General features: G+C 65.6%; 19 protein-coding genes. 11 read left to right on the top strand and 8 right to left on the bottom strand.

The window, feature by feature from the left end:
• Nucleotides 1–159: 159 nt before the first annotated feature.
• Together BT115_RS11340 and BT115_RS11345 are read left to right on the top strand one after the other, a co-directional pair.
• Nucleotides 160–936 carry a DUF4097 family beta strand repeat-containing protein gene (locus tag BT115_RS11340; RefSeq protein ID WP_072322713.1) on the top strand — a complete coding sequence of 259 codons (777 nt, stop codon included), beginning with the start codon at nucleotides 160–162 and terminating at the stop codon, nucleotides 934–936.
• Nucleotides 937–1,060: 124 nt separating this feature from the next.
• Nucleotides 1,061–2,164, top strand: a complete 1,104-nt coding sequence (locus BT115_RS11345; protein WP_072322714.1) for an SLC13 family permease — start codon at nucleotides 1,061–1,063, stop codon at nucleotides 2,162–2,164.
• Nucleotides 2,165–2,167: 3 nt separating this feature from the next.
• Here BT115_RS11345 and phaZ read toward each other — a convergent pair whose 3' ends face one another.
• The 5 genes from phaZ to BT115_RS11370 form a co-directional block, all read right to left on the bottom strand.
• Nucleotides 2,168–3,451 (bottom strand): polyhydroxyalkanoate depolymerase, encoded by a 1,284-nt coding sequence (phaZ, locus tag BT115_RS11350; RefSeq protein WP_072322715.1) that lies wholly within the window; start codon nucleotides 3,449–3,451, stop codon nucleotides 2,168–2,170.
• Nucleotides 3,452–3,534: 83 nt separating this feature from the next.
• The gene (locus BT115_RS11355) at nucleotides 3,535–4,296 is read right to left on the bottom strand and encodes a class I SAM-dependent methyltransferase (protein ID WP_072322716.1); all 762 of its coding nucleotides are present in this window, start codon (nucleotides 4,294–4,296) and stop codon (nucleotides 3,535–3,537) included.
• Between the two features lie 28 nt (nucleotides 4,297–4,324).
• On the bottom strand, nucleotides 4,325–6,601 hold the full coding sequence (locus BT115_RS11360; protein WP_072322717.1) for a xanthine dehydrogenase family protein molybdopterin-binding subunit: 2,277 nt from the start codon (nucleotides 6,599–6,601) through the stop codon (nucleotides 4,325–4,327).
• A complete protein-coding gene (locus BT115_RS11365; protein ID WP_072322718.1) occupies nucleotides 6,598–7,149 on the bottom strand; it encodes a (2Fe-2S)-binding protein in 552 nt (183 codons plus the stop codon). Before BT115_RS11365 ends, BT115_RS11360 begins: the two co-directional genes overlap by 4 nt.
• 53 nt (nucleotides 7,150–7,202) lie before the next feature.
• Nucleotides 7,203–8,516, bottom strand: coding sequence for an APC family permease (locus BT115_RS11370; RefSeq protein ID WP_072322719.1), 1,314 nt, complete (start codon nucleotides 8,514–8,516; stop codon nucleotides 7,203–7,205).
• A gap of 272 nt (nucleotides 8,517–8,788) precedes the next feature.
• Between BT115_RS11370 and BT115_RS11375 the strand changes: the two genes are divergently transcribed.
• The 5 genes from BT115_RS11375 to BT115_RS11395 all read left to right on the top strand — a co-directional run bounded on the left by BT115_RS11375 (nucleotide 8,789) and on the right by BT115_RS11395 (nucleotide 16,374).
• Nucleotides 8,789–11,401 carry a bifunctional aspartate kinase/diaminopimelate decarboxylase gene (locus BT115_RS11375; RefSeq protein ID WP_255369408.1) on the top strand — a complete coding sequence of 871 codons (2,613 nt, stop codon included), beginning with the start codon at nucleotides 8,789–8,791 and terminating at the stop codon, nucleotides 11,399–11,401.
• A complete protein-coding gene (gene murL / locus BT115_RS11380; protein WP_255369409.1) occupies nucleotides 11,398–12,747 on the top strand; it encodes a UDP-N-acetyl-alpha-D-muramoyl-L-alanyl-L-glutamate epimerase in 1,350 nt (449 codons plus the stop codon). The genes BT115_RS11375 and murL overlap by 4 nt, the downstream gene beginning before the upstream one ends.
• Entirely contained in the window at nucleotides 12,734–14,086 is a 1,353-nt protein-coding gene (gene murD / locus BT115_RS11385; RefSeq protein WP_072322720.1) for a UDP-N-acetylmuramoyl-L-alanine--D-glutamate ligase, read from the top strand. Before murL ends, murD begins: the two co-directional genes overlap by 14 nt.
• Before the next feature lie 327 nt (nucleotides 14,087–14,413).
• A complete protein-coding gene (locus tag BT115_RS18460; protein ID WP_143144540.1) occupies nucleotides 14,414–15,661 on the top strand; it encodes a hypothetical protein in 1,248 nt (415 codons plus the stop codon).
• The gene (locus BT115_RS11395) at nucleotides 15,658–16,374 is read left to right on the top strand and encodes a hypothetical protein (protein ID WP_072322722.1); all 717 of its coding nucleotides are present in this window, start codon (nucleotides 15,658–15,660) and stop codon (nucleotides 16,372–16,374) included. The genes BT115_RS18460 and BT115_RS11395 overlap by 4 nt, the downstream gene beginning before the upstream one ends.
• A 7-nt stretch (nucleotides 16,375–16,381) precedes the next feature.
• Here BT115_RS11395 and BT115_RS11400 read toward each other — a convergent pair whose 3' ends face one another.
• Complete coding sequence (locus tag BT115_RS11400) at nucleotides 16,382–16,645, bottom strand: hypothetical protein (protein ID WP_072322723.1); 264 nt, start codon at nucleotides 16,643–16,645, stop codon at nucleotides 16,382–16,384.
• Nucleotides 16,642–17,799, bottom strand: coding sequence for a flagellar hook-length control protein FliK (locus BT115_RS11405; protein ID WP_072322724.1), 1,158 nt, complete (start codon nucleotides 17,797–17,799; stop codon nucleotides 16,642–16,644). Before BT115_RS11405 ends, BT115_RS11400 begins: the two co-directional genes overlap by 4 nt.
• Before the next feature lie 238 nt (nucleotides 17,800–18,037).
• On the opposite strand from BT115_RS11405, the gene tgt reads away from it, so the two are divergent.
• From tgt to secF, 4 genes are all read left to right on the top strand, one after another.
• The gene (gene tgt, locus BT115_RS11410) at nucleotides 18,038–19,168 is read left to right on the top strand and encodes a tRNA guanosine(34) transglycosylase Tgt (protein WP_072322725.1); all 1,131 of its coding nucleotides are present in this window, start codon (nucleotides 18,038–18,040) and stop codon (nucleotides 19,166–19,168) included.
• A 172-nt stretch (nucleotides 19,169–19,340) separates the two neighbouring features.
• A complete protein-coding gene (gene yajC / locus BT115_RS11415; protein WP_072322726.1) occupies nucleotides 19,341–19,688 on the top strand; it encodes a preprotein translocase subunit YajC in 348 nt (115 codons plus the stop codon).
• Between the two features lie 64 nt (nucleotides 19,689–19,752).
• Nucleotides 19,753–21,627 (top strand): protein translocase subunit SecD, encoded by a 1,875-nt coding sequence (gene secD / locus BT115_RS11420; protein WP_072322727.1) that lies wholly within the window; start codon nucleotides 19,753–19,755, stop codon nucleotides 21,625–21,627.
• 12 nt (nucleotides 21,628–21,639) lie between these two features.
• On the top strand, nucleotides 21,640–22,605 hold the full coding sequence (gene secF / locus BT115_RS11425; RefSeq protein ID WP_072322728.1) for a protein translocase subunit SecF: 966 nt from the start codon (nucleotides 21,640–21,642) through the stop codon (nucleotides 22,603–22,605).
• A gap of 109 nt (nucleotides 22,606–22,714) precedes the next feature.
• On the opposite strand, the gene BT115_RS11430 is transcribed toward secF, so the two are convergent.
• Entirely contained in the window at nucleotides 22,715–22,954 is a 240-nt protein-coding gene (locus BT115_RS11430; RefSeq protein ID WP_072322729.1) for a hypothetical protein, read from the bottom strand.
• Nucleotides 22,955–23,134: the final 180 nt, after the last annotated feature.

Here is a 23,134-nt window from a genome sequence, read left to right on the forward strand (position 1 = left end):
TCTCCGGTTGGACTTGCACGGTGGAAAACGTGTCGAACCGGCGGCGGTTGACGTGCCTGTTGGCCGCCGGTCATCTTCACGTGAAGACGTCGGTTGCAACCTTTTGCGAGTGCGCTGCATCCATAGGGGGTCAACGCGTTCACACCATGGGGAAAATACATGCGCTACCTGATCCTTGCCTCGCTGTTGCTGCTGCCGGCCGTGGCTCTCGCCAATGACGAGCCGTGCAAGTTCCATGCGGATCGCAATCTCGATCTGGACTTGACTGGCGTGCGCGCGGTGCGTTTTGCCGTCAGCGCCTACGACCTGCACCTTTCCGGCGGCGGCCCTGCCGGCAAAGGTACGGTGCGCGGCAAGGCCTGCGCATCGGAGCAGGAGGCCGTCGACGATCTCGTCGTGACCCAGGAGCGCGATGGCGACACGCTGGTGGTCGAGATGAAGAACAGGCGCAATGGCGGCTGGTCGGGTTTCGGCAGCCACTACAACAGCCTCAAGGTCGAGGCCACGGTGCCCTCGAACATCCCGGTCAAGGTCAACGTCGGCTCGGGCGATGCGATGGTTCGCAACGTGGCGTCGCTCGACGGCGCCGTGGGCTCGGGCGACCTCGAAGCGCGTGAGATCAAGGGCCCCGTGAGCATGACCGTGGGCTCGGGTGACGTGAAGCTGGAACAGGTGGGCGCGGTCACCGTCGAAACGATCGGTTCGGGCGATTTCATCGCGAAGCGCGTGGACGGCGGCGTGCGCATCGGCACGGTCGGCTCGGGCGACGCCAAGATCAGCGGCGTCAGCGGCGATATCGAGGTAGCGACCGTCGGTTCCGGCGACGTCGACGTCGACGACGTGCACGGCAATCTCACCGTGCGCACGGTCGGTAGCGGCAGCGTCAGTCATCGGAGCGTGACCGGCAAGGTCGACGTGCCCCGCGAGAAGGACTGACGTTTCCTCCCTCATGATCGCCGGCCTTCCGGCGTTCGTGACGGCCGCGTGAGAGCGACCCGAGTCGAAAGGTTCGCTCCGATACTTCCGCTATCATCCCGCCACTCGTGGTGGGATGTTATCGATGACGTGGTTGCCTGAATCGTTGCGCGCGCTGCGCCGCGACATGCTCTTTATCACGCTGCTCGTGGCAGCGATCGTGTTTGCCGTCGTCATGCCGTCTCGGCTGCCGGACTGGCCGGGGCTGGTCGACTGGCCGACCATTGCGGCGTTGACCGGCCTTCTCATACTGACGCGCGCGGTGGATTCGAGTGGCGCCCTGGAAGTGGCCGGGCGCTGGCTCATCGATCGCATGTCGACGCGACGCGTCGCCGCGCTTGGCCTCGTTGCCGCGACGGCCGTGCTGTCGATGTTGCTGACGAACGACGTGGCCTTGTTCGTGATGGTGCCGCTCGCCCTGACCATGTGTCGCATCGCGCGCATGCCGGCCACGCGGCTGGTCGTCTTCCAGGCGCTGGCGGTCAACGCCGGTTCGATGCTGACGCCGATCGGCAATCCGCAGAATCTCTTCCTGTGGCAGCAGTGGAACAACGGTTTCGGCGGCTTCGTCTGGGCCATGCTGCCGCTTGCCGGTATCGCCCTGATCCTGTTGCTGGCGCTGACAGCGCTGGCGTTTCCCGCGGAACCGCTCGAAGTGCATGGCCGTGGCGACGAAAGCGTCGATCGCCCTATGCTCTTGGTCGCTGCGTTGCTCTACGTGCCCTTCATCGTGCTGGCGGATCTGCACTACGTCGGCTGGGCGCTGCTCGGCGTGATGGTAGTGTTTGTCGCCTTCCGCCGTCGCGTGGTCGCGAGCATCGACTGGGGTCTGTTGCTGACCTTCGTGCTGATGTTCATCGACCTGCGCCTGCTCGCGGGTTTGCCAGCGGTGAAGAGCTTCGTGGGCGGGCTTGGGCTGGACCACGCGACGCATCTCTACGTCACCGGTGCCCTCGCGTCACAGGTGGTAAGCAACGTGCCGGCCGCGATTCTGCTGGCGGAGTATTCGCACGACTGGCGCACGCTCGCGTACGGCGTGAACGTCGGCGGTTTCGGTTTCGTGCTGGGTTCGCTGGCGAACCTGATTGCGCTGCGATTGCTGGGCGAAAAAAAGGCGTGGGCCACGTTCCATCTGTGGTCCACGCCGTTCTTCGTGGTGGTCGCGTTGTTGGGCTGGCTGTTGCTCTGAGCGTCAGGCCTTGCGCGTGCCCTGCGCGCCGGTGTTGCTGTTGCCCCGGTCGAACGCCTTGATGAAGTCGCGCACGTCGGGGTAGACCACGTCGCGCCAGCGACGGCCGCTGAAGATGCCGTAATGGCCGGCGCCTTCCACGGTGATGTGCTTGCGCCGCTTCTTCGCGATGCCCTTGCACAGACCATGCGCCGCTTCGGTCTGACCGAGGCCGGAGATGTCGTCGAGTTCGCCTTCGATGGTGAGCAGCGCGGTGTCCTTGATCTTCGCCGGCTGCACGAGTTCGCCATGGACTTCCCACGTGCCCTTGGGCAGGCGATGTTCCTGGAACACGGTCTCGATGGTATCGAGGTAATACTCGGCCGGCATGTCGAGCACGGCGTTGTATTCGTCGTAGAACTTGCGATGCGCCTCGGCGTCGTCGAGATCGCCCTTGCGCAGGTTCTCGTAGAAATCCCAATGCGACATGACGTGCCGGCTCGGGTTCATGGCGAGGAAACCCGCGTGCTGCAGGAAGCCCGGATAGACGTCGCGGCCGGCGCCCGGATACTGATAGGGCACCTTGTGGATCAGTTGATTGCGGAACCACGACAGCGGTCGCGTGGTGGCGAGGTTGTCCACGCTGGTGGGGCTCTTGCGCGTGTCGATCGGGCCGCCCATGAGGGTGAGCGTGGCCGGCGTGGCTTCGCCGCGTGCGGCCATCAGCGACACCGCCGCCAGCACCGGCACGGTGGGCTGGCATACCGACACGACGTGCGCGCGATGCACGCCCACGTGGCGAATGAATTCCTCGATGTACGAGACGTAGTCGGCGAGCGAGAACGAGCCCTGATCGAGCGGCACCATGCGCGCGTCGACCCAGTCGGTGATGTACACCTTGTGATCGCGCAGCAGGGTGCGCACGGTGTCGCGCAGCAGCGTGGAATGGTGGCCGGACAAAGGCGCCACGACCAGCACCGCGGGATCGTGCTTCATGCGGTCGACCGTGGCCTGGTCGTCGGAGAAGCGCTTGAACCGCTTCAGCGTGCAGAACGGCTTGGCCATCGACACCTGTTCGACGATGGCGACGTCGTGCCCGTGCGCATGCACGCTATGGATGTCGAACTCGGGCTTCTCGTACGCCTTGCCCAGGCGGTACATCAGTTCGCAACCGGCGGCGGCGCGTTCCGCGCCCGGTACGCGGGCGAAGGGGCTGGCGATGTCGCCAAACATCTTCGCGCCTGCCTCGGCCCAGTAGGAAAGCGGGCTGAGCATCGAGCGTTGCCATTCGTGCATGAGGTAGAGCATGCAGGTCGCGTCCGGGGCTTGGGGAATGGCGCATCATAACCAGTTGCGCCGCGCCATGTGTAAAGCCCCTGTTTTTACTCGATTTAAGCGACCGCCTTGCGGCAGACCAGCAGGACTTCGTCCACGCCGGGACCCGGCTCGAAGCCCGGCGTGAAGGCCAGCGGCTTCTGGAAACGCACGCCCAGGGGCATGAACACGCGGTTGTACCACCACATGGCACGGGCACGCTGATGGGTCAGGTACCACTGGCCCAGATCCAGCAACTTCGAGGACTTCGGCTGCATGCCGTAGACCGCGCTGCGTTCGATCGCAAAGCCATGGCGGGCCAGCAGATCGCGGATCGCCTCGGGCTCATAGCGGCGGTAATGCCCCACGAAATCGTCGAAGGCGGTCCAGGCGGACGGGTGCAGGGGGACCGAAAGCAGCAGCCGGGCGCCGGGCTCGGCCACGCGGGCGAGTTCGCCCAGTGCGCCCTCGTCGTCCACAACGTGTTCGAGAATGTCGAAGGCGCAGACGAAATCGAAACTCGCGTCACGGAACGGCAGCGCGCCGATCATGGCGTTGGCGACGCGTGCGCCATGCCGGCCGAGTTCGCGCAGCGCCGGGCGGCTGAGGTCCACGAACTGCGTGTCGGCAAGAGGCAGGCGAGGCCGAAGGCCTGGCGCGACTTCCAGCCGGCGCGACGTCGCCGCGGCGAGTTCGGCTACCAGCGGCCAAGTGTTGAAGCGCTCCGGCGCGAACAGCTTCGCTTCCGCCCACAAGGCATCGTAAAAGCGCTTGTTGCTGCCGATCAGGTCGGCGTCGGTCCGCGGGGGCGGTCCCGAGGTGAACGATGCGGTGGTCATGCGATACCTCGGGAAAGCGGGAAAGAAACTAGCGCAGTCGCGCCAGTTCGCGGAGCAGCGGCAGGCGACGCACACGGACGGCGGTGGCGCGGAAGACGGCGTTGGCGAGTGCAGGCGCTGCCGAGGGGACGGCGATCACGCTGGCGCCCGACGGATCGGCCGTGGACGGCACGATCACCGTCTCGATCTCGTACGGCATGGGCTGGGTCGCTGCGATCGGGTAGTCGCGGAAGCCGGTCTGCTGGACCCGGCCATCCTTCACGGTGATCGCAAGATTGAGCGCGGTCGAAAGCGCATCCATCGTGGCCCCCTGCAATTGGGCTTCCAGGCCGAGCGGATTGATGACGCGGCCCACGTCCGCTACGCAGACGACGCGGTGGATATCGATGCCGTCTGCGGTCGGGGCGACCTCGATGGCATGCGCGACATACGCGCCGAACACGTAGGCACAGGCGATGCCCAGGCCGTTCTCGCTGCGCAGCCAGCGACTCCAGTCGAGCTTGTCGGCCGCGAGACGGAGCACATTGGCGAGACGGCCGGTATCGAGCGGGCCACCGCGTCCGCCATAGGGCAACTGGCGCGGATCGCCCAGCAGCGCGAGGCGGAAGTCGAGCGGATTGGCCTTCACTGCATGCGCCAGCTCGTCGATAAAGCTCTCGCTGGCGAAGGTCGGCGTGACGTGGGGCGAGCCGCGCCATTCGCCTCGGGCAAGAGTGGAGTCCAGCGCATACCAGTCGCTGCGGAAGTTGGGCACCAGGCCGGCCGGCAGGGCGTCCGCCACCAGCTCGGACTGCCACAGGCGATTGTCGGGCGTACCGCGACCGGCCAGCGCCGACGGGCTCGCCATACGCTGATGCCAGCCGACGATGGCCTTCCTGCGATCGAGCGACGCGTTGAGCCGGTGGACGGCCAGCGGTCGGTAGTAGTCGCGTGCGAGGTCGTCGTCGCGGGTCCAGAGCACCTTCACCGGACGATTGCGGATCTCGTCGGGCTTCTTGGCCAGTGCGATCGCCATGGCCTCGGCGATGTAGTCCTGCTCCAGCCGTCGACCGAAACCGCCGCCGCCGCGCGGCACCTGGATGTCGATCTGGTCCGGCCGGAAACCGGTCATCCGCTGGACCACGGTGTAGACCTGACGCGGCGACTGCGTGGCGGCGATCACCGTCACGCTGGTATCGGGATCCAGGCGAACGACGCAGTTGGGCGTCTCGGCGGTGGCGTGCGCCACCCACGGCTGGAAATAGGTGGCTTCCAGCGCGCGTGCGGCCTTCTTGCGGGCGCTGGTGATGTCGCCATCCGCGCGCACCGTCGTGGGCGTCGCGGTGTCGTCGTCAAACAGTTCGAGCGCCTTCTGTTCCAGGACGGAGGCGGCGGGCTCCACGGTATTGCCTGCCTTCCAGCGCGCGTCGAGCGCGCTTCGTCCTGCCAGGGCCGACCAGGTATCGCGTGCGAGCACCACCAGGGCCGGCGCCTGCGCGGCCATGCCGGCCGGTTGACCCTGCTCAGGCGTGAGATCGATGACGGCGTACACGCCGTCGACCTTCATCGCTGCATCGCGCTCGGCGGTATCGAGCGATCCACCCGGGTACGGGCAACGTGCGAGCACGGCGATGACCGGGTCGCCGATGGTCTCGTCGAAGGCGTAGCGCAGCGCGCCGGTCACGACCGCGCTTGCATCCACGTCGCCCGCGGGCTGGCCGATGAGGTGATAGCGATCGGGCGATTTGAGCGGGGGCGGAGCCGAAGGCGCATCGATGCTTGCCGCAGCGGACGCGAGATCGGCGTACGAGATGCGCCGCCCATCGGCCGCCACGGCCATGCCGCTTTCGCCACGCAGTTGCTCGGCAGGCACGCCGAGACGTCGTGCGGCGGCCTGCAGGAGCAGCCAGCGGCCCAGGGCGCCGGCCTGGCGAAGATCGGCCCAGGCGGCGGGGATGCTCGTGGCATCGCCGCTGCGCTGGCGGCCATAGGTGAATTTCGGTTCGCCGTTGCCGGCGGTCACGCCAAGACCCAGCGGCTCGACGACAACGCGTGTCCAGTCGGCATCCAGCTCCTCGGCGATGATCCGCGCCAGCGAGGTGGACGTGCCTTCGCCGTTGTCGGGATCGCGCACGCCGATGAAGATGCGACCATCGGCGTCGATGCGCAGGTACGGGCCGACCTGGGCCCACGCGTCGCCGAGCAGGCCGAGCGGTGGCGGTCGGTCTACCGCGTCGGCCGTGCCGATGCCTATGACCAGGGCGCCCGCCGTGCCGGCGGCGTACTTGAGGAAACGGCGGCGGGAGAGTCGTACCTCGCCGCTCATGCCTTGCCGTCCTTCATGGCGGCGGCCGCGCGCTTGATGGCCTTGCGGATACGGCCGTAGCTGCCGCAGCGGCAAAGGTTGCCGATCTTGTCGATATCGGCGTCGGACGGGTTCTTCTGCCGGGAAAGCAGATCCACGGCCGCCATAATCTGGCCGGGCTGGCAGAAGCCGCACATGATGGCGTCCTCGTCGATCCACGCCTGCTGCACCGGATGCAGCTTGCCGTCGTCACCCGCGAGCCCTTCCACGGTGGTGACGCGGCGGCCGGACATCTTTTCCATCTTGGTCTTGCACGACGCCACGGCCTTGCCGTCGACGATCACCGTGCAGAAACCGCAATCGCCCTGGTCGCAACCGTACTTGGCGCCGGTGAGGCGAAGCACGTCGCGCAGGTACCACAGCAACGGCATCGTTTTATCGCCTGTGTGCCGGTAGCGCTCCCCGTTGACGATGAGGTCGATGCCTTCGCGTACCGGCTTGGGCGCCGGCTGGCTCGCGTCCTGCTTGGCAGGAACGGGTACGGGAGACGTCGGGCCTTGCTGTGCCATCTGGGTTCCACTTCCTGGGCTGAACCGGGCCATTGTGGCATCGGTGCTCCCGTTCAGCGAGCCACTTTACTGAACAGGCGTCGCCACACCGCGTACACAGGAAGCCCGGCAAACACCACCAGGCACACGACACCGGCGCTGAGCGGCTTCTCCCACGCGTAGGCGACCACTACCGCGACGATGACTGCCAGAAACGTCAGCGGCAGCAGCGGATAGGCGGGCGTGACGAAGGCCGGGCGGCCCGGCACGTGGCGGCGATACCAGAACAGCGTGGCGATGGTGACGGCGTACGCCGCCCAGTCGCCGAAGGTGGCGAAGTCCAGCAATTGGCCGTAGTTGGCCGCGAGCACGAGCACGATCGCCCAGAGCGCCAGCGCCACCAGGGCGATGTTGGGCGTGCGGTAGCGCGGGTGCAGCTTCGCCACGCTGGCGAAGAACAGCCCGTCCTGGCCCATCACCTGGAGGACGCGTGCACCGGCCACGAGCGTGATGTTGCAGAAGCCGAGCGTGGAGATCGCGATGCCGATGGCGATGATCTTGGCGCCGGTGTCGCCGAAGACACGGCTCATCACGTCCGCGGCCGGCGCATGGCTGCTGGCGAGCCCGGCATGGCCGAGCACCGCCAGATAGGCATAGTTGGTGAGGACATAGGCGGCGATGACCACGAGCATGCCGAGGACCAGCGCCCTCGGCAGCGTGCGCTGCGGGTCGCGCACCTCGCCCGCCAGGTTGTTGAGATAGCTGAAGCCGGAGAACGCGAACAGCACGGGAAGCAGCGCGCCGGCGAGGCTGCCGCTGGTGGCGACCGGGGTCGGTTCCAGTGCCTGGGTCGTGCCCGCACCGGCAAAGGCTAGCCCGGTGACGACGAGGATCGCGATGGCGGCCAGCTTCAGGATCGCGAAGACGTTCTGCACCTGCGCACCGAAGCGGATGCCGAAGAGATTGAGCCCGGTGACGAACACCAGTGCCCCTACCGCCAGCGGCTTTACCAGTGACGGCGACAGGCCGAACACCGACGTGGCGTAGCTTCCGAAGATCGTCGCCACCGCCGCGCTGCTGCCGCTGTAGATCACCAGCAGCATCGTCCAGCCGAACAGAAAGCCCGCGAGCCTCCCGAAGGCCTCGCGCAGGTAGACGTAGCTGCCGCCCGCTTCGGGCCGGCGTGCGCCGAGTTCGGCATAGCAGAGGCAGCCGATGAGGGTCAGCAGGCCACCGCCGACCCAGAGCCCGAGCAGGACCCATCCCGAATCGGTGCGCTGCGCGACGATGCCGGGGTTGAGGAAGATGCCGCCACCGATGATGCCGCCGATGACGATGAGCGCAGCGTCCATGAGGGTGAGGCGGCGGGCGTAGCCGGGGTTGTCCATGGAACTCGTCGCGTCGGATAAAGGTGGGCAGGATGAGGTCAGCGGGCGCCTGCCGCAAGCCTCGCGAGACGGCCCGGGTGCGCGGTGCAGGCAGACACCACGACGATTGCCACGTACGGGCCCGCCGCTGCGTACCGCCTGTGCTGAAGTGGCCGCACGGAGAGCATCTGGGCTTCTGCCCGTCGTTTGCGTTTTCAGCCTTGCAGCGCAACACTTCGACGGATTTGCCGGCATACGTCGGCACCGCCTTCCCCAGCAGCCCAAAGAGTCCCGTGAGCGAATACGCAAACGCGCCGTTGCCCGTCAACGCGCCCTGGATCGTCATGAAGTTCGGCGGCACCTCCGTAGCCACCGCCGCACGCTGGCGCAACATCCTTGAGCTGGCCGCCAGCCGCCGCGCCGAAGGCGCGCGCGTGCTGATCGTGGTCTCGGCCCTGTCCGGTATCACCGACGGCCTGAAACAGCTTTGCACGCACGCGGATTCGAAACGCCGCTCGGACGCGGCCTCCGCACTGGCCGATCGCCATCACGCACTGCTCGCGGAGATGTCGCTGGCCATGCCGGAGACCCTGGGTGCTCGCCTCGCCGATCTCGCTCAACTGGCCGAGATCGGCGCCGCCGAGCTGGGCGAGCTGGCCTGGCAGGCACGTGTGCAGGCGCACGGCGAACTGATGTCCAGCGCGCTCGGCGCGGCGTTCCTCACCGCCAGCGGTCTCACGACCACGTGGCTGGACGCCCGCGAGTGCCTGCACTCGGTGGCCTTGCCAAACCAGAACGAGCGCACGCGCCTGCTCTCGGCCATGGTGGAACCGCATAACGACGCGGCACTTGCCGCCGCACTCGCGGAACGTGGCGAGGTGTTCATCACGCAGGGTTTCATCGCGCAGGACGAGAGCGGTCGCACAGTGCTGCTCGGTCGCGGCGGGTCGGATACGTCGGCGGCGTATTTCGGTGCACTACTCGGCGCGGCGCGGGTGGAGATCTGGACCGACGTGGCGGGCATGTTCAGCGCCAACCCTCGTCAGGTGGCCGGTGCGCGACTGCTCCAGCGCCTTGATTACGAAGAAGCTCAGGAAATCGCTTCCACGGGTGCCAAGGTGTTGCATCCGCGTTGTCTTTCGCCGTTGCGCGAGCCGCGCGTCCCGCTGCTCATCAAGGACACCAACCGACCGGAGCTTGAAGGCACGTCGATCGGCCCGGAAGTGCGCGAACACGCACCGAGCATCAAGGCGATCAGCGCGCGCAAGGGCATCACGCTCGTGTCCATGGAGTCGGTGGGCATGTGGCAGCAGGTGGGCTTCCTCGCCGACGTGTTCGACGCCTTCAAGCGGCATGGTCTTTCGGTGGACCTCATCGGTTCGGCGGAAACCAACGTGACGGTCTCGCTGGATCCCACGGAGAACCTGCTCGACTCCGACGCGATCGCTGCGCTCGCCGCCGATCTCGCGCGCGTGTGCCGGGTGAAGGTGATTGCGCCGTGTGCCGCGATCACGCTGGTGGGGCGTGGCATGCGTTCCATGTTGCACAAGCTCTCCGGCGTGCTGGCAGAATTCGGCCAGTTGCGCGTGCATCTGATCTCGCAGTCGTCGAACAACCTCAACCTGACCTTCGTGGTCGACGAAGACGTGGTCGACGACATGCTGCCTCGCCTGCACGAGTTGCTGATCGGCGCCGGTGCGTTGCGCACCGACGACAGCATGGTGTTCGGGCCGTCGTGGCAATCGCTGTATGGTTCCGGCGAGCAGGCCGCGCACACCGCCGCATGGTGGCAGGGCGAGCGCGACACGCTGCTGCGTCTGGCGCATGAGCGCACGCCGCGCTACGTCTATCACCTGCCCACCGTGCGCGCGCAGGCGCGCCGGGTGAAGTCGCTGAAAGCAGTGGACCGCGTTCACTATGCGGTGAAGGCGAACACGCATCCCGGCATCCTCACGGTGCTGGCGGAGGAAGGCTTTGCCTTCGAGTGCGTGTCGCCCGGCGAGCTGGCGACCGTTGCGGCAGCGGTGCCGACGGACGTGCCGTTGCTGTTCACGCCGAATTTCGCCTCGCGCCGCGATTTCGAGACGGCATTGCAGACGCGTGCCACGATCACCATCGATGCCCTGCATCCGATCGAGCATTGGGGCGACATGTTCACCGGTCGCGACATCGTGCTGCGCGTGGATCTCGGCCGTGGCCTCGGTCACCACGACAAGGTGAAGACCGGCGGCACCGGCAGCAAGTTCGGCGTGCCGGTGGAACACGTGGACCGCTTCCTGCGTCTGGCGGACGCAGCCGGTGCGCGCGTCATCGGCCTGCATGCGCATCTCGGCTCCGGCATCCTCGATGCGGCGCATTGGGGCGAGGTGTACGCCCAGCTCGCCGCACTGGCCGAGCGCATCGGCACGATTGCCGTGCTGAATATCGGCGGTGGTCTCGGCGTGCCGTCGCATCCCGGTGAGACGGCGCTGGACATGGCGGCGCTCGATCGCGTGCTGACCTCCGTGCGCCAGGCGTACCCGCAATTCCAGCTCTGGATGGAGCCGGGTCGTTATCTCGTTGCCGACGCGGGTGTGCTGCTCGCGAAGGTCACGCAGGAAAAGGAGAAGGGCGCGAACGTGCGCTACCTCGGCCTCGACACGGGCATGAACAGCCTCATCCGTCCTGCGCTGTACGACGCCTGGCACGAAATCGCCAACCTCACTCGTCTCGACGAGCCGGCGACCACGATGTACCAGGTGGTGGGGCCGATCTGCGAATCGGGGGACATTCTCGGTTCCGACAGGCGCCTCCCCGAATCGAAAGAAGATGACGTGGTGCTGGTCGCCCAGGGTGGCGCCTATGGCGCCGTGATGGCGTCGCATTACAACCTGCGCGACGCCGCCGACGAGGTACTGCTGCCGTGACATCCGTTTCGATCGATCCGCGCCAGAGTCGCGCGTTCCGTTTCGTGCGCCACACCTACGCCGATGGCGTGGCCTCCCTGGTCTATGCGTTTGACGACGGCGAAGAACTTGTCGAGCGCGTGACCTTCCCCGGTGCGCCCGCTGTGCCCGTGGGACGCGAGACCGCGTTTGCGGCGGCCCTGCGTCTGCTGCACCTGGTCGCCGGCGTCAGCTATTACAAGGCAGGCATTCCGCCGTCGATCGTGGTGGAAGGCGAGCCACTGGATGAGGAAAGCGCGTCGCTCGCCGACGCACTGTATCTGCACGGTCTTGCCGAGTTCGCGTATCGCAACGGGCTCGATCTGCGCGGTCGCATTCGCTTTCCGTTCTCCGCCAAACGGCCTTCCCCCGCGCCCGTGATCGGACTGCCGCCGCGCTCGTTGCTCCCGATCGGCGGCGGCAAGGATTCCGTGGTGGCGGTCGAAGCGATCAAGTCGATCGGTGCGGATGCGACGGCCACCTGGGTGGGCAACTCGCCGTTGATCGCGGAGTGCGCCTCGCGTACCGGACTGTCGACGCTCAACATTTCCCGCGAACTGGCGCCCGGCCTGTTCGAACTGAATCGACTCGGCGCGTGGAACGGGCATATTCCAGTCACCGCGATCAACTCGGCGATTCTTGCCGTCGCGGCGATCCTCTACGGATACGACTCCATCGTGTTCGCCAACGAGCGATCGGCGTCGGTCGCCACGCTGGAATACGAGGGGCAGCAGGTGAATCACCAGTGGAGCAAGGGCTTCGGCTTCGAAAAGACCTTGCACGATTATCTGCACTCTCACGTCGCGGCCGATCTCGATTATTGCTCGCTGCTGCGGCCGTGGTCCGAACTTGCCGTGACCAGCGCGTTCGCCCGTCTCGGCGGCGATTACTTCACGGTGTTCTCGAGCTGCAACCGCAACTTCCGCATCCTCGGGCCCAAGCCCGCGGACCGCTGGTGCGGCCAGTGCCCGAAGTGCCATTTCGTGTTCCTGGCGCTGGCGCCGTTCATGGCGAAGCCGCGTCTGTTGTCGATCTTCGGGCGCAATCTGCTCGACGACGATGCACTGGCCGGCGCCTTCGATGCGCTGCTGGAATACAAGGATCACAAGCCCTTCGAATGCGTGGGCGAGGGCGCCGAGGCACGTGCCGCGATGGCGGCGCTCGCCGATCGCCCCGAGTGGCGCGAAGACGCGCTCGTGGCGCGTTTCCGTCGCGAGATCCGGCCGCAATTGGATGACGCCGATCTCGCGCTGGAGCCGTGGCTCATGCCGGGGGCGTCGCACCTCGTGCCGGAGCGGCTGCGCGGAGCGTTGGATGCACTGGGCTGAGCTCGACGGGCGACGCGTCGCCGTCTGGGGTTTCGGCCGGGAAGGGCGCGCAGCGCTCGATGCGCTCGCTCGTCATCTTCCCGGTCAGTCCGTCGCGCTGTATTGCGCGGCGGGCGAAGCCGAGGCCGCGACGGCTGCCTATCCCTCGATCAGCGTGCATGGTGTCGCACCCGACGCGGACACGCTGGCGAGCTACGACGTCGTCATCAAGTCGCCGGGCATTTCGGCGTACAAGCCCGAGTTACTGGCTGCTGCGGAACGCGGTACGCGATTCACCTCGGGCACCGGCTTGTGGTTCGCTGCGCATGCGGGCGCACGCACGATCGCCGTCACCGGCACGAAGGGCAAAAGCACAACGTCTGCGCTCATCGCACACCTGGCACGGTCGCTGGGGGTACGCACGGCGCTCGCGGGCAACATCGGTCTGCCGCTGTTGGAACTCGACGGCGCCGTCGCCGACCTGTGGGTGATCGAGTTGTCGAGCTTCCAGACGGGCGAGGCGTCCGGCGTGGATCTCGGCGTGGTCACCAGCCTCTACGAGGAGCACCTCGACTGGCACGGTTCGCGCGAGCGCTACGTCGACGACAAGCTGAAGCTGCTGTCGGCATCGAGCAAGGTTCTGGTGAATGCGATGCAGCCTGCCTTGCTGGCGCGCGCCGTCGATCATCCGAGGCTGCACACCTTCGGCGACATCGCAGGCTGGCACGTCGCCGACGGGTGGATCTTCCGCGGCGAACAAAGTGTGATCGAGGCGTCGCGCGTCTCTGCGCCCGGCCTGCACAATGCGATCAACGCCTGCGCCGCGCTTGCCGCGCTGGAAATCATGGGCTACGACGCCGTGGCCGCGGCACCTGCAGTAGCGACCTTCTCGCCGCTCCCGCATCGTCTGCAACCGCTGGGCGAGCGCGACGGGCTTGCTTGGATCAACGACTCCATCAGTACCACGCCGTTGGCGAGCCTTGCCGCGCTGGAAAGCGTTGGCGCAAAGCGCACGGCGTTGATCGTCGGCGGGCATGACCGCGGTCTCGACTGGTCGCCTTTCGTCGAAGCGATGCGCGTGCATGCGCCCGACGCCATCATCTGTCAGGGCGCGAACGGGCCGCGCATTGCCGATGCGCTCGAGCATGCCGGCATCGCAGGCGTCTACCGCGCCATCGATCTTCCGGCCGCCGTGGCAGCAGCCCGCGTTGCACTGAACGGTGGCGGCTGCGTACTCCTGTCCCCCGGCGCCCCCAGCTTCGATCAATTCCACGACTACGCCGACCGCGGCAGACGCTTCGCGGAACTCGCGGGATTCGAAGCGAGCACGGCAAGCATCCAGGGATTGGGTGTCGGTTGATTTTCTTCAGCTCCCACAGGTGTTCTGCGCTCTCTTAGGAGCCGCCATGGCGGCGAGGGGAAGCTTGCCTTGAGGTTGGTCGATGCTGGGGCCGGGCGATGTCGGTTTCGGCTTCACCGCTTCGTTGGCTTCTCGCCGCTATAGCGGCTCCCACATGTGTCCGGTGTTGCCTACGCGCCCGTACCAATGGACAGCAGGCTTACGCGCGGTAAGTGACACCTCGTTATCGAACCGTCCGGCACCCAACCCGCCTGTCTGCAATAGCCGGCATAACCAGTTCCGTTCGCTGCCTAACCTGAGTGACATTCACGGGGAAGGGAGTCAAGCATGCGTTCTCGTACCATTGCCCTATCGCTATGGGTCGCCATGGGAGCGGCATCCGCAGCGGCAACAATCCGGGCACAAGGGGCCAAAGCCACACCATCTGCGCCTCCACCGGCGCAAGGTTGCGACGAGATTCAGACCGGTCCGATCTACGACGTATCCGCCGAGCCTGTCGGCGGTATCCAATGCTTTCAGTTCCTCACAAACGAAACAGTTGGCTCAAAACTCAGCGTCACGATAGCCGCTCCCGCGGCAAAGAGCTCTTACGATGTCCACTTGGCAAGGGTAGGAAAGGACGGTGAGCCGAAGATTTTGGCCACAGAGCCGTCGGGCGGGGCGGAGACATTCCTGCAAGTCGTTTCGCCCGCGCTGAGTCGTTGGTTGGTCATGATTGGAGGGGATGGCATGCGGCAGGGCACGCCGTTTCAGCTTCAAGTCGATGCTTCGGGCAATCCGGACTGGTACGAACCGAACGACACGCCAACAACTCCGAGATTGCTGCAGGGAAACCAGCACGTCGTCGCGAACTTGGATTCGGAGTACGACGTGGACTATTACGTTCTCTCACTTCCCTCGTCTCAGCAAATGACAAAACTGAAGTTTGATGGGCCATCGGGGGTGACGCTTGAAGTGCTGCAGAGTGGAAGATGGGGCGCTATTCCTGCGGGAAAGGTGGCCACACTTCCATCTTCCAAGCCCCTCATCCTTCGAGCTCGCAAGGCGCAAGGTCTGCCTCACCCATCTAGTAGCTATACGATCCACACGTCTGATGCAGCTGGCGGCTCTACCGTTGTTACAAATAAAATCAGCGATGAGGACATCTCTCATCTAGCGCCAACATACGGTATGACCTATCTGGTCCCGGGAGGATCGAACGCCGCACGAGTGCTGGATGTAACGGCAAGCGTTTACGACAGTACCGGAAACCATCCTGCGCCGATGGGGGAGCATGTCATCGTCGTTGCTGTTGACTTCGATCCCGTCACGAAACAAAAGGCGATACTAGACACCGTTGAAGGCTATACGGATTCAGATGGCGAGTTCAGCGCGCGGTTGAATATTGGCGAGTGCAGGGGCCCAGGTATGCAGGGGCCTGTACGTATGCATCGGATCTCCCATCCCCCGGTTTTCTGGGACATCACCTATGTGCCCACCGCTTATGTCACGGCATTTTTGGACGACGGCAAGGTCCAGCGTGTGACTGAGTTCCAGCACGTATGCCGGGAGTGGTACCGGGGGTCTCGTCCATGATTGGCATTTCCGGTCTCCCCGATCTTTATCGTCTTCGGCAGGACAATGCTTTCAAGGAAGAGGTGGCGACAACGGAGATGTTATCAGACGCCAAAGAACTCCTGCCCAAAGAGGCGGTGAGCGCCCTACTTCAGTGGTTTGAGCGAAAAAGCGCGGTCGAGCGTGCTTTCGTCCCTGTCGCAGAGCGCCTGTCAGTCACGCTGGACGCCATGGAAATTCAGCGCCCGGATATCATGGGTTCTCGCTTCGATCTCGTTCACGAAGGTGGTCGCATTAAGGTAATCGATTCCGATCTCGACGCGACATCGATTGAGTGGATCGAAAACAGGATTAACGAGGACAAGGAGCTCGTTCGTTCAGCTGGCTTGTTCAATCGGGAGGTGGTCAGGACGTATGGGGCTAACCCTGACAGTAAAGGCGACGATGGCCTGACTCATCGGGGTAAGCACCGAGTCAATCTGCATCAATCCATCGAATACAACGATCTTTCTGCAAGAGTGGATGGCCTCGTCCGGTTCCGTTCCTTATTGGTCGACGTTCGCCGACTCGATCTTCCGGTCGGGGTAGACGAGTCATCCCGCTTCCTTCTCTGCGGCAACCTTGTGCAGGACTACCTCGTAGGTGACATAAGCACCTACGGTGTCGACGCTGAGGGTAACGTGACGACAGAAAAGACTCGCGGTTCGGCGCGTCTTTTCAATATATGGGGATGAGTGGTTCTCAGTCTTCGACTGCGGCCAGCAGCGTGCCCACGACGGCGGCGAGCGCTGCGTACAGCTCCGGCGGTACGTCGTCGCGCAGACGAACAGCAGCCAGCAGGGCGGCGATCTGCGGATCGAGTTGCGGTGCCAGCCCGAGGGCCTGGGCGCGTTCCAGCATGGCCTTCACGCCGTCCGCATCGATGCGCTGACTGTTGCCGTTGCTGCTGGGCGACGCGAGCCGCAGCGTGACGCTGCGCCGGGGTGACGGGAGCGACGGGTTCATGCGCGGGCTTCCAGCAGGACCGCGCTGTAGGCGCTGGTGGGTACCGGCAGGCCGTGCATGCAGGCAAAGTTGTCGAGGATCAGGCCACTCTTCTCGAGAAGGCGACGCAGCGAGACGAATTCGTTCTCCAGCCGGCCCACGGTTTCCCCGTGCTGCGCCCACAGGCGTACCGACACGCGAGGCACGCGCAGTTGGATTTCGCCCTGCACGGCGCCGAGGGCCGGCGGATCGATGGCGAAGCCCACGGTCCAGGGGCCTTCGGCCTCACCGGGCGCGGCCTTGCCTTCTTCGATGCGAAGCTGGAGCACGTCGTAACCCCGGACGCCCGCCAGCGGGATTTCGATCATCCACAGGCCGGCCTGCGGTTGCGATTCGAGCTGACCAATTTCGACGCGTGCGAGTGCGGCGCGCGTGTCGGCACGAAGCTGGCCGACGAGGCCGTCCACGTCTTCTTCGGTGACGGCCAGATCCGCCGCCCGCGATTGGGCGACCAGGGGACGCTGCGCGAGCGGTGGCGGTGTGTCACTGGTGGGGCGCGGCATGGCGGCGTTGCCAGGCCGTGTGGCGGGAAGTTCGGCCAGCGTGCGACGCAGGGCGAGCAGGGCGGCCTTGAAGTCGTCGGAGGCCGGTGCTTCCTGCTTGCGCTCGGCGAGATGCGCTTCGAGGAAGGCGCCGCTCTTGGCGATGGCTTCCTTCATGCCGGATGGCGAACTCACGTCCGCAGGCTTGTTGATCGCGGCTTCCAGCGTCGCCAGCGCCGCGCGCAACGGCGCGGGCAGCACGCGGGCGATCGGCCGGCGACCGAGAGCGGCGAGCACACCGAGCAAAGGCGCGTAGCCGTTCTGCTGCGGCAGGCGTTCGCGCAGGCCCTGCATTGCCACCCGTTCGTCGGTATTGCCGAGGACGACCTCGAGTTGCGGCTGCGGCCCCTGGGTAAGCACCCGAACCTGGAACTGCGGGGGCAACTGGGTGCCGGCCGCGTCGGCTTCCACAGCCAAGCCGCCGATTTCCAGCAATAGCTTGCCGATATCGTTCTGGCCCATCACCCGCGCCGACAACAGGGCGCCGACCCGCCAGCTGTCCGCCGCGGCTGTGGTACCCGCGGCCGCGCCGGCCCACAACTGGGCGGCGAGACTGGTCGGCTGGATGATCAAGGAGATGTCCTCCGAGGCCCTGCGGGCCCCGAATGGGCACGCTCCTGTAACACAGGGAATCGGCGGGAACTTGCGAAACTTTAGGGGTGTGAGTCGGCCCTTTGGGCCTGTGAGTCGGCCGCTACGCGGCCTGTGAACCGTAAGTGGGTCATTCGCGGGCGGCAGCTCACGGTTCACAGCCGCCGCAGGCGGCGACTTACAGGCCCAAAGGGCCGACTCACGCCGCTAGAATAGCGGCATGACCCAGCTTCCCTTCGAACTCCTCGCCACCGATGGCGCGGCCCGGCGCGGCCGTCTCCGTTTCGGCCGTGGCACGGTAGAAACCCCCGCTTTCATGCCCGTGGGCACCTATGGCTCCGTGAAGGCGATGACCCCGCGCGATGTCCTTGAGACCGGCGCGGAGATCATCCTCGGCAATACCTTCCACCTGTTCCTTCGCCCCGGCCTCGACATCGTCGGCGAGTTCGGTGGCCTGCACCGCTTTATCGGCTGGGACAAGCCGATCCTTACCGATTCGGGCGGGTTCCAAGTGTTCTCGCTGGCGCACAAGCGGAAGATCACCGAGGAAGGGGTGACCTTCGCCTCGCCCGTGGACGGTTCCAAGGTATTCCTGTCCCCCGAGGAATCGATGCGGATCCAGAAAGTGCTGGATTCCGACATCGCCATGATCTTCGACGAGTGCACGCCGTACCCGGCGACGGACAAGGTCGCTTCCGATTCCATGGAGCTCAGCCTACGCTGGGCGGAGCGTTCGCGCCGCGCGTTCGACGACCTGCGCAACCCCAATGCGCTGTTCGGCATCGTCCAGGGCAGCACCTTCGAGCACCTGCGCCGACGCTCCGCCGAGCGCCTGATCGATATCGGCTTCGACGGCTACGCCGTGGGCGGACTGGCGGTGGGCGAGCCGGAAGCCGAGCGCAACCATACGCTGGATTTCACCCTGCCGATGCTGCCGAAGGACCGTCCGCGCTACCTTATGGGCGTGGGGCGGCCGGAGGACATCGTGGAAGCGGTGCGCCGCGGCATCGACATGTTCGACTGCGTCATGCCCACCCGCAACGCCCGCAACGGCTTCCTGTTCACGGCCGAGGGCACGCTGCGCATCCGCAACGCGAAGTTCGCGGCGGATACCCGGGTGATCGAGGAAGGCTGCGACTGCTATGCCTGCGCCAACGGCTTCTCCCGCGCCTATCTGCGCCACCTGGACCGCTGCAACGAGATCCTCGGCAGTCAGCTCGCCACGATGCACAACCTGCGTCACTACCAGCGGCTGATGGCGGGTCTGCGTGGGGCGATCGAGGCGGGCGGCCTCGAGGATTTCGTCGCCGCTTTCTATGCGGCACGGCGCAAGGCCGAGGTCGACGGCTGAGACCCTCTTGCGGGCGTCGGTCGGCGCCCCAACGCCTTGTCGGGCCCGGGAGGGCTGCGGCCTGCGCCGTCGGCGCGCGGTACATAAGCAGCGGGGTGCGTGGCATAATCCACGATCTTTTTCCGTGAATGGCCGCTTTTCCCAGGCTGTTCCATGACTTGCGAGAAATCCGATGAGCCTTCCGACGTTCGCCGCCATTGCCCAGGCCACCGCTCCCGCCGCTGGCGCCGCTCCGCAGGGAGCCCTCGGCCTTTCGCCGCTGATCATGATGGCGGTGCTTTTCGGCATCTTCTATTTCATGATGATCCGCCCGCAGATGAAGCGGCAGAAGGAGCACCGCGCCCTGCTGTCCGCGCTCGCCAAGGGCGACGAGGTGGTCATGGGTGGCGGCCTGGCCGGTCGCATCGAGGACGTGGGCGAAGCCTTCGTCCGCGTGGAAATTGCCCCGGGCACGGTCGTGCAGGTGCAGAAGGGTTCGATCACCCAGGTGCTGCCCAAGGGCAGCCTGAAGAAGTCCTGAGACTTCTTCTTTCAACAGGCGTCAGCCGCGGCCGGCGCACGGCCGCTTTCATGGAATGCAAGGCATGAGTGATTTTCCACGCTGGAAGTACGCGCTGGTCGTGATCGTGTTGCTGTTCGGCATCGTGTACGCGTTGCCGAATGTCTTCCCGCCGCAGCCTGCGGTGCAGATCTCGGGTAACCGTGGCGCCCTGGTCGACGCGTCGCTGAAGAGCAAGGTCGAAGGCATGCTGGTCACCGCGAAGGTGCCGGCGTCGTCGATCGAGATCGATCCGAAGGGCACCCGCCTGCTGGCGCGCTTCGGCAGCGTCGATGCGCAGGCGAAGGCGTCCGACGTACTCCGGTCGGGTCTCGGCGACACCTATACGGTGGCACTGAACCTGGCCTCGACCGTGCCGTCGTGGCTGCGTGCGATCAACGCCAACTCGATGCCGCTGGGCCTCGATCTCCAGGGCGGCGTGCACTTCCTCATGGAAGTGGACCAGAACGCGGTGATCGACGCCCAGGAGACCCGCTACGCCGATGACATCCGCGCGCTGCTGCGCGACAAGAACGTGTCGTACGACGCCGTCAATCGCAATGCCCGCGGGCAGGGCGTGAGCGTGGTGCTCCGTTCGGAGGCCGACCGCCAGCAGGCGGCCACGCTCATCGGTACGGACTATCCGGACCTGGCCGTGACCGACGGCGCGAACACCGGCAATCGTTTCATCCTCAATGCCACGGTCAAGCCGGCCAAGCTGCGCGAACTGGCGCAGAGCACGATCAGCCAGAACGTGACCACGCTGCGCCAGCGCGTGAACGCGCTGGGCGTGTCCGAGCCGCTGATCCAGCAGCAGGGCGCCAACCAGATCATCGTCGAGCTCGCCGGCGTGCAGGACACGGCGGAAGCGAAGAAGATCATCGGCGCCACCGCCACGCTGGAATACCGTGCAGGCCTGTACACGCCGCAGCAGGCGGTGGATGCCGCCCGCTCGGGCAGCGTGCCACCCGATGCCAAGCTCTACTACGGTCGCGACGGTCGTCCGTACCTGCTGAGCAAGAAGGTGATCGCCAAGGGTGACGAGCTGACCAGTGCCGTCTCGGGTCGCGACCAGCAGAACGGCACGCCGAACGTCAGCGTCACGCTCAACAGCGCGGGTGCGCGCAAGATGCAGGAGTTCACCAACGACAACGTCGGCAAGCCGATGGCGGTGCTCTACATCACCCGCACCACCGAAACCAAGATGGTCGACGGCAAGGAAGTGAAGACGCCGAAGATCACCGAAGAGGTGATCAACTACGCCAACATCAGCTCGCCGTTCGGCAAGCAGTTCTCGACCAACGGCCTGCCCAGCGATGCGGAAGCGTCGGAACTGGCGCTGCTGCTGCGTGGTGGCTCCCTCGCCGCCCCCGTCGACATCGTCGGCGAGAGCGTGATCGGTCCCAGCCTCGGCGCCGACAACATCGACAAGGGCTTCAAGGCGGTGATGCTCGGCCTCGGCCTGGTGCTGCTGGCTGCGGCGATCTACTACAAGCTGTTCGGTCTCGTGGCGGACGTTGCGCTGTTCTTCAACCTCGTGTTGCTGGTGGCGGTGATGTCGATGATCGGCGTGACCCTCACCATGCCGGGCATCGCCGGTATCGTGCTGACGCTGGGTATGGCGATCGACGCCAATGTGCTGATCTGCGAACGCATCCGCGAGGAGCTGCGCAATGGCTCATCGCCGCTGGCCGCCATCCGCACGGGCTACGACAAGGCGTGGGCGACCATTCTCGACGCGAACGTGACCCACCTGCTCGCTGCGCTCGGTCTCATGACCATGGGCTCGGGCCCGATCAAGGGCTTCGGCGTCACGCTGTTCATCGGTATCCTCACCTCGATGTTCACCTCGGTGACGGTGACCCATGCCATCACGGCGCTGATCCACGGCGGCCGCAAGCTCAAGACCCTGTCGGTCTGACGGGAGGACGCCATGGAAATCTTCAACCACAATTCGAACTTCAACTTCCTCGGCCTGCGCAAGTTCAGCATCGGCCTGGCGGTCCTCCTCATGATCGGTTCGATCGCGCTGATCATGACGCGCGGTTTCAACTACGGGCAGGACTTCCTCGGCGGCGTGGCCGTGCAGGTGGAGTATCAAACCCCGGTCGATCCGAGCGACGTCCGTGCCGCGCTGGACAAGGGGCATCTGGAGAATCCACTCGTGCAGGCCGTGGGCGGCACGCGTGAGTTCACCATCCGCCTGCAGCCCAAGGGCGACGTGGCGGCGGCGGGCAACCTCAGCAACGACGAGGCGGCCACGAAAGTCGCCAACGACATCATGGCGGCACTCAAGGCGTCCCGCCCCGACGTCGCCATGAAGAGCAAGTCCTTCGTCGGCCCGCAGGTCGGTGAGGAGCTGCGCAGCGACGGTATCGTCGCGGTCGTCTTCGTCATCGTCGGCATCATGGGTTACCTGTGGATTCGCTTCGAGAAGCGCTTCGCCATCGCGGCGCTGGCCACGGAAATCCACGACGTGCTGGTGACCCTCGGCATCTTCGCGATGACGCAGCGTGAGTTCGACCTGACCGTGCTGGCCTCGGTGCTGGCGGTGGTCGGTTACTCGATCAACGACAAGGTGGTGGTGTTCGACCGTGTCCGCGAGTTGTTCCGGTCCAGCCGCAATGCCACGCCGGAGGAAGTGCTGAACCGCTCGATCAACAGCACGCTCTCGCGAACGATCATCACCTCGCTGTTCACCGGCATCACGATGGCCGCGCTGTACTTCATCGGCGGACCGGTCGTGCACGGCTTCTCGATCACCATGCTCATCGGCATCCTCGTCGGCACGCTGTCGTCCATCTTCGTTGCCAGCCCGATCCTGCTGTGGCTCGGCGTCTCGAAGAAGGACCTCATGCCGGTCGCCAAGGAAGACCCGGAGTTGGCTCGCCGCCCTTAACGAGCGCATCGGCCGCGCGCCTGGCGGGCGGTCCCGAACGGCGTGACCCAAAAGCAAAGAGCCCGCCGTTGTCGGCGGGCTCTTTCGTTGTCACACCCCATCCCTGAGATCAGAAGTCGTCGTCGTCCTCGGTGGCGCCCTCGGCATCGTTGGCCAAGGTGACCACGACGTAGGCGGAGCCGACGAGTGACGCACAGAGCCAGGCGTAGACCATCTGGATCGCCGTCCGGGGGACGGCGAGTGCCACGCGCGGTGCGAGCGCCAGGCCGACGATGCCTGCGAGCGCGAGTACGGTGGCGACGGTCCACGCGAGGCGCCGTGACGGCGACGCGGTGGTGATGACGTTCATGCTGCGATAACCCCTGTTTTCCCCTGTCTCGCGGCCTTCGTGAAAAGCGTGTGAGGCCGCTTGATGTAGGAAATACCCTACAAATTTTGCGACGGCAAGTGCCGATGTGCAGAACACTTCCTTGACTCGTAAGGCCTTTCCTGCAAGACATCGAGCAAGTTCCCGAGTCCGTTAGACTTT

Source organism: Luteibacter sp. UNCMF366Tsu5.1 (assembly GCF_900119235.1).
GTDB classification, from domain to species: domain Bacteria; phylum Pseudomonadota; class Gammaproteobacteria; order Xanthomonadales; family Rhodanobacteraceae; genus Luteibacter; species Luteibacter flocculans.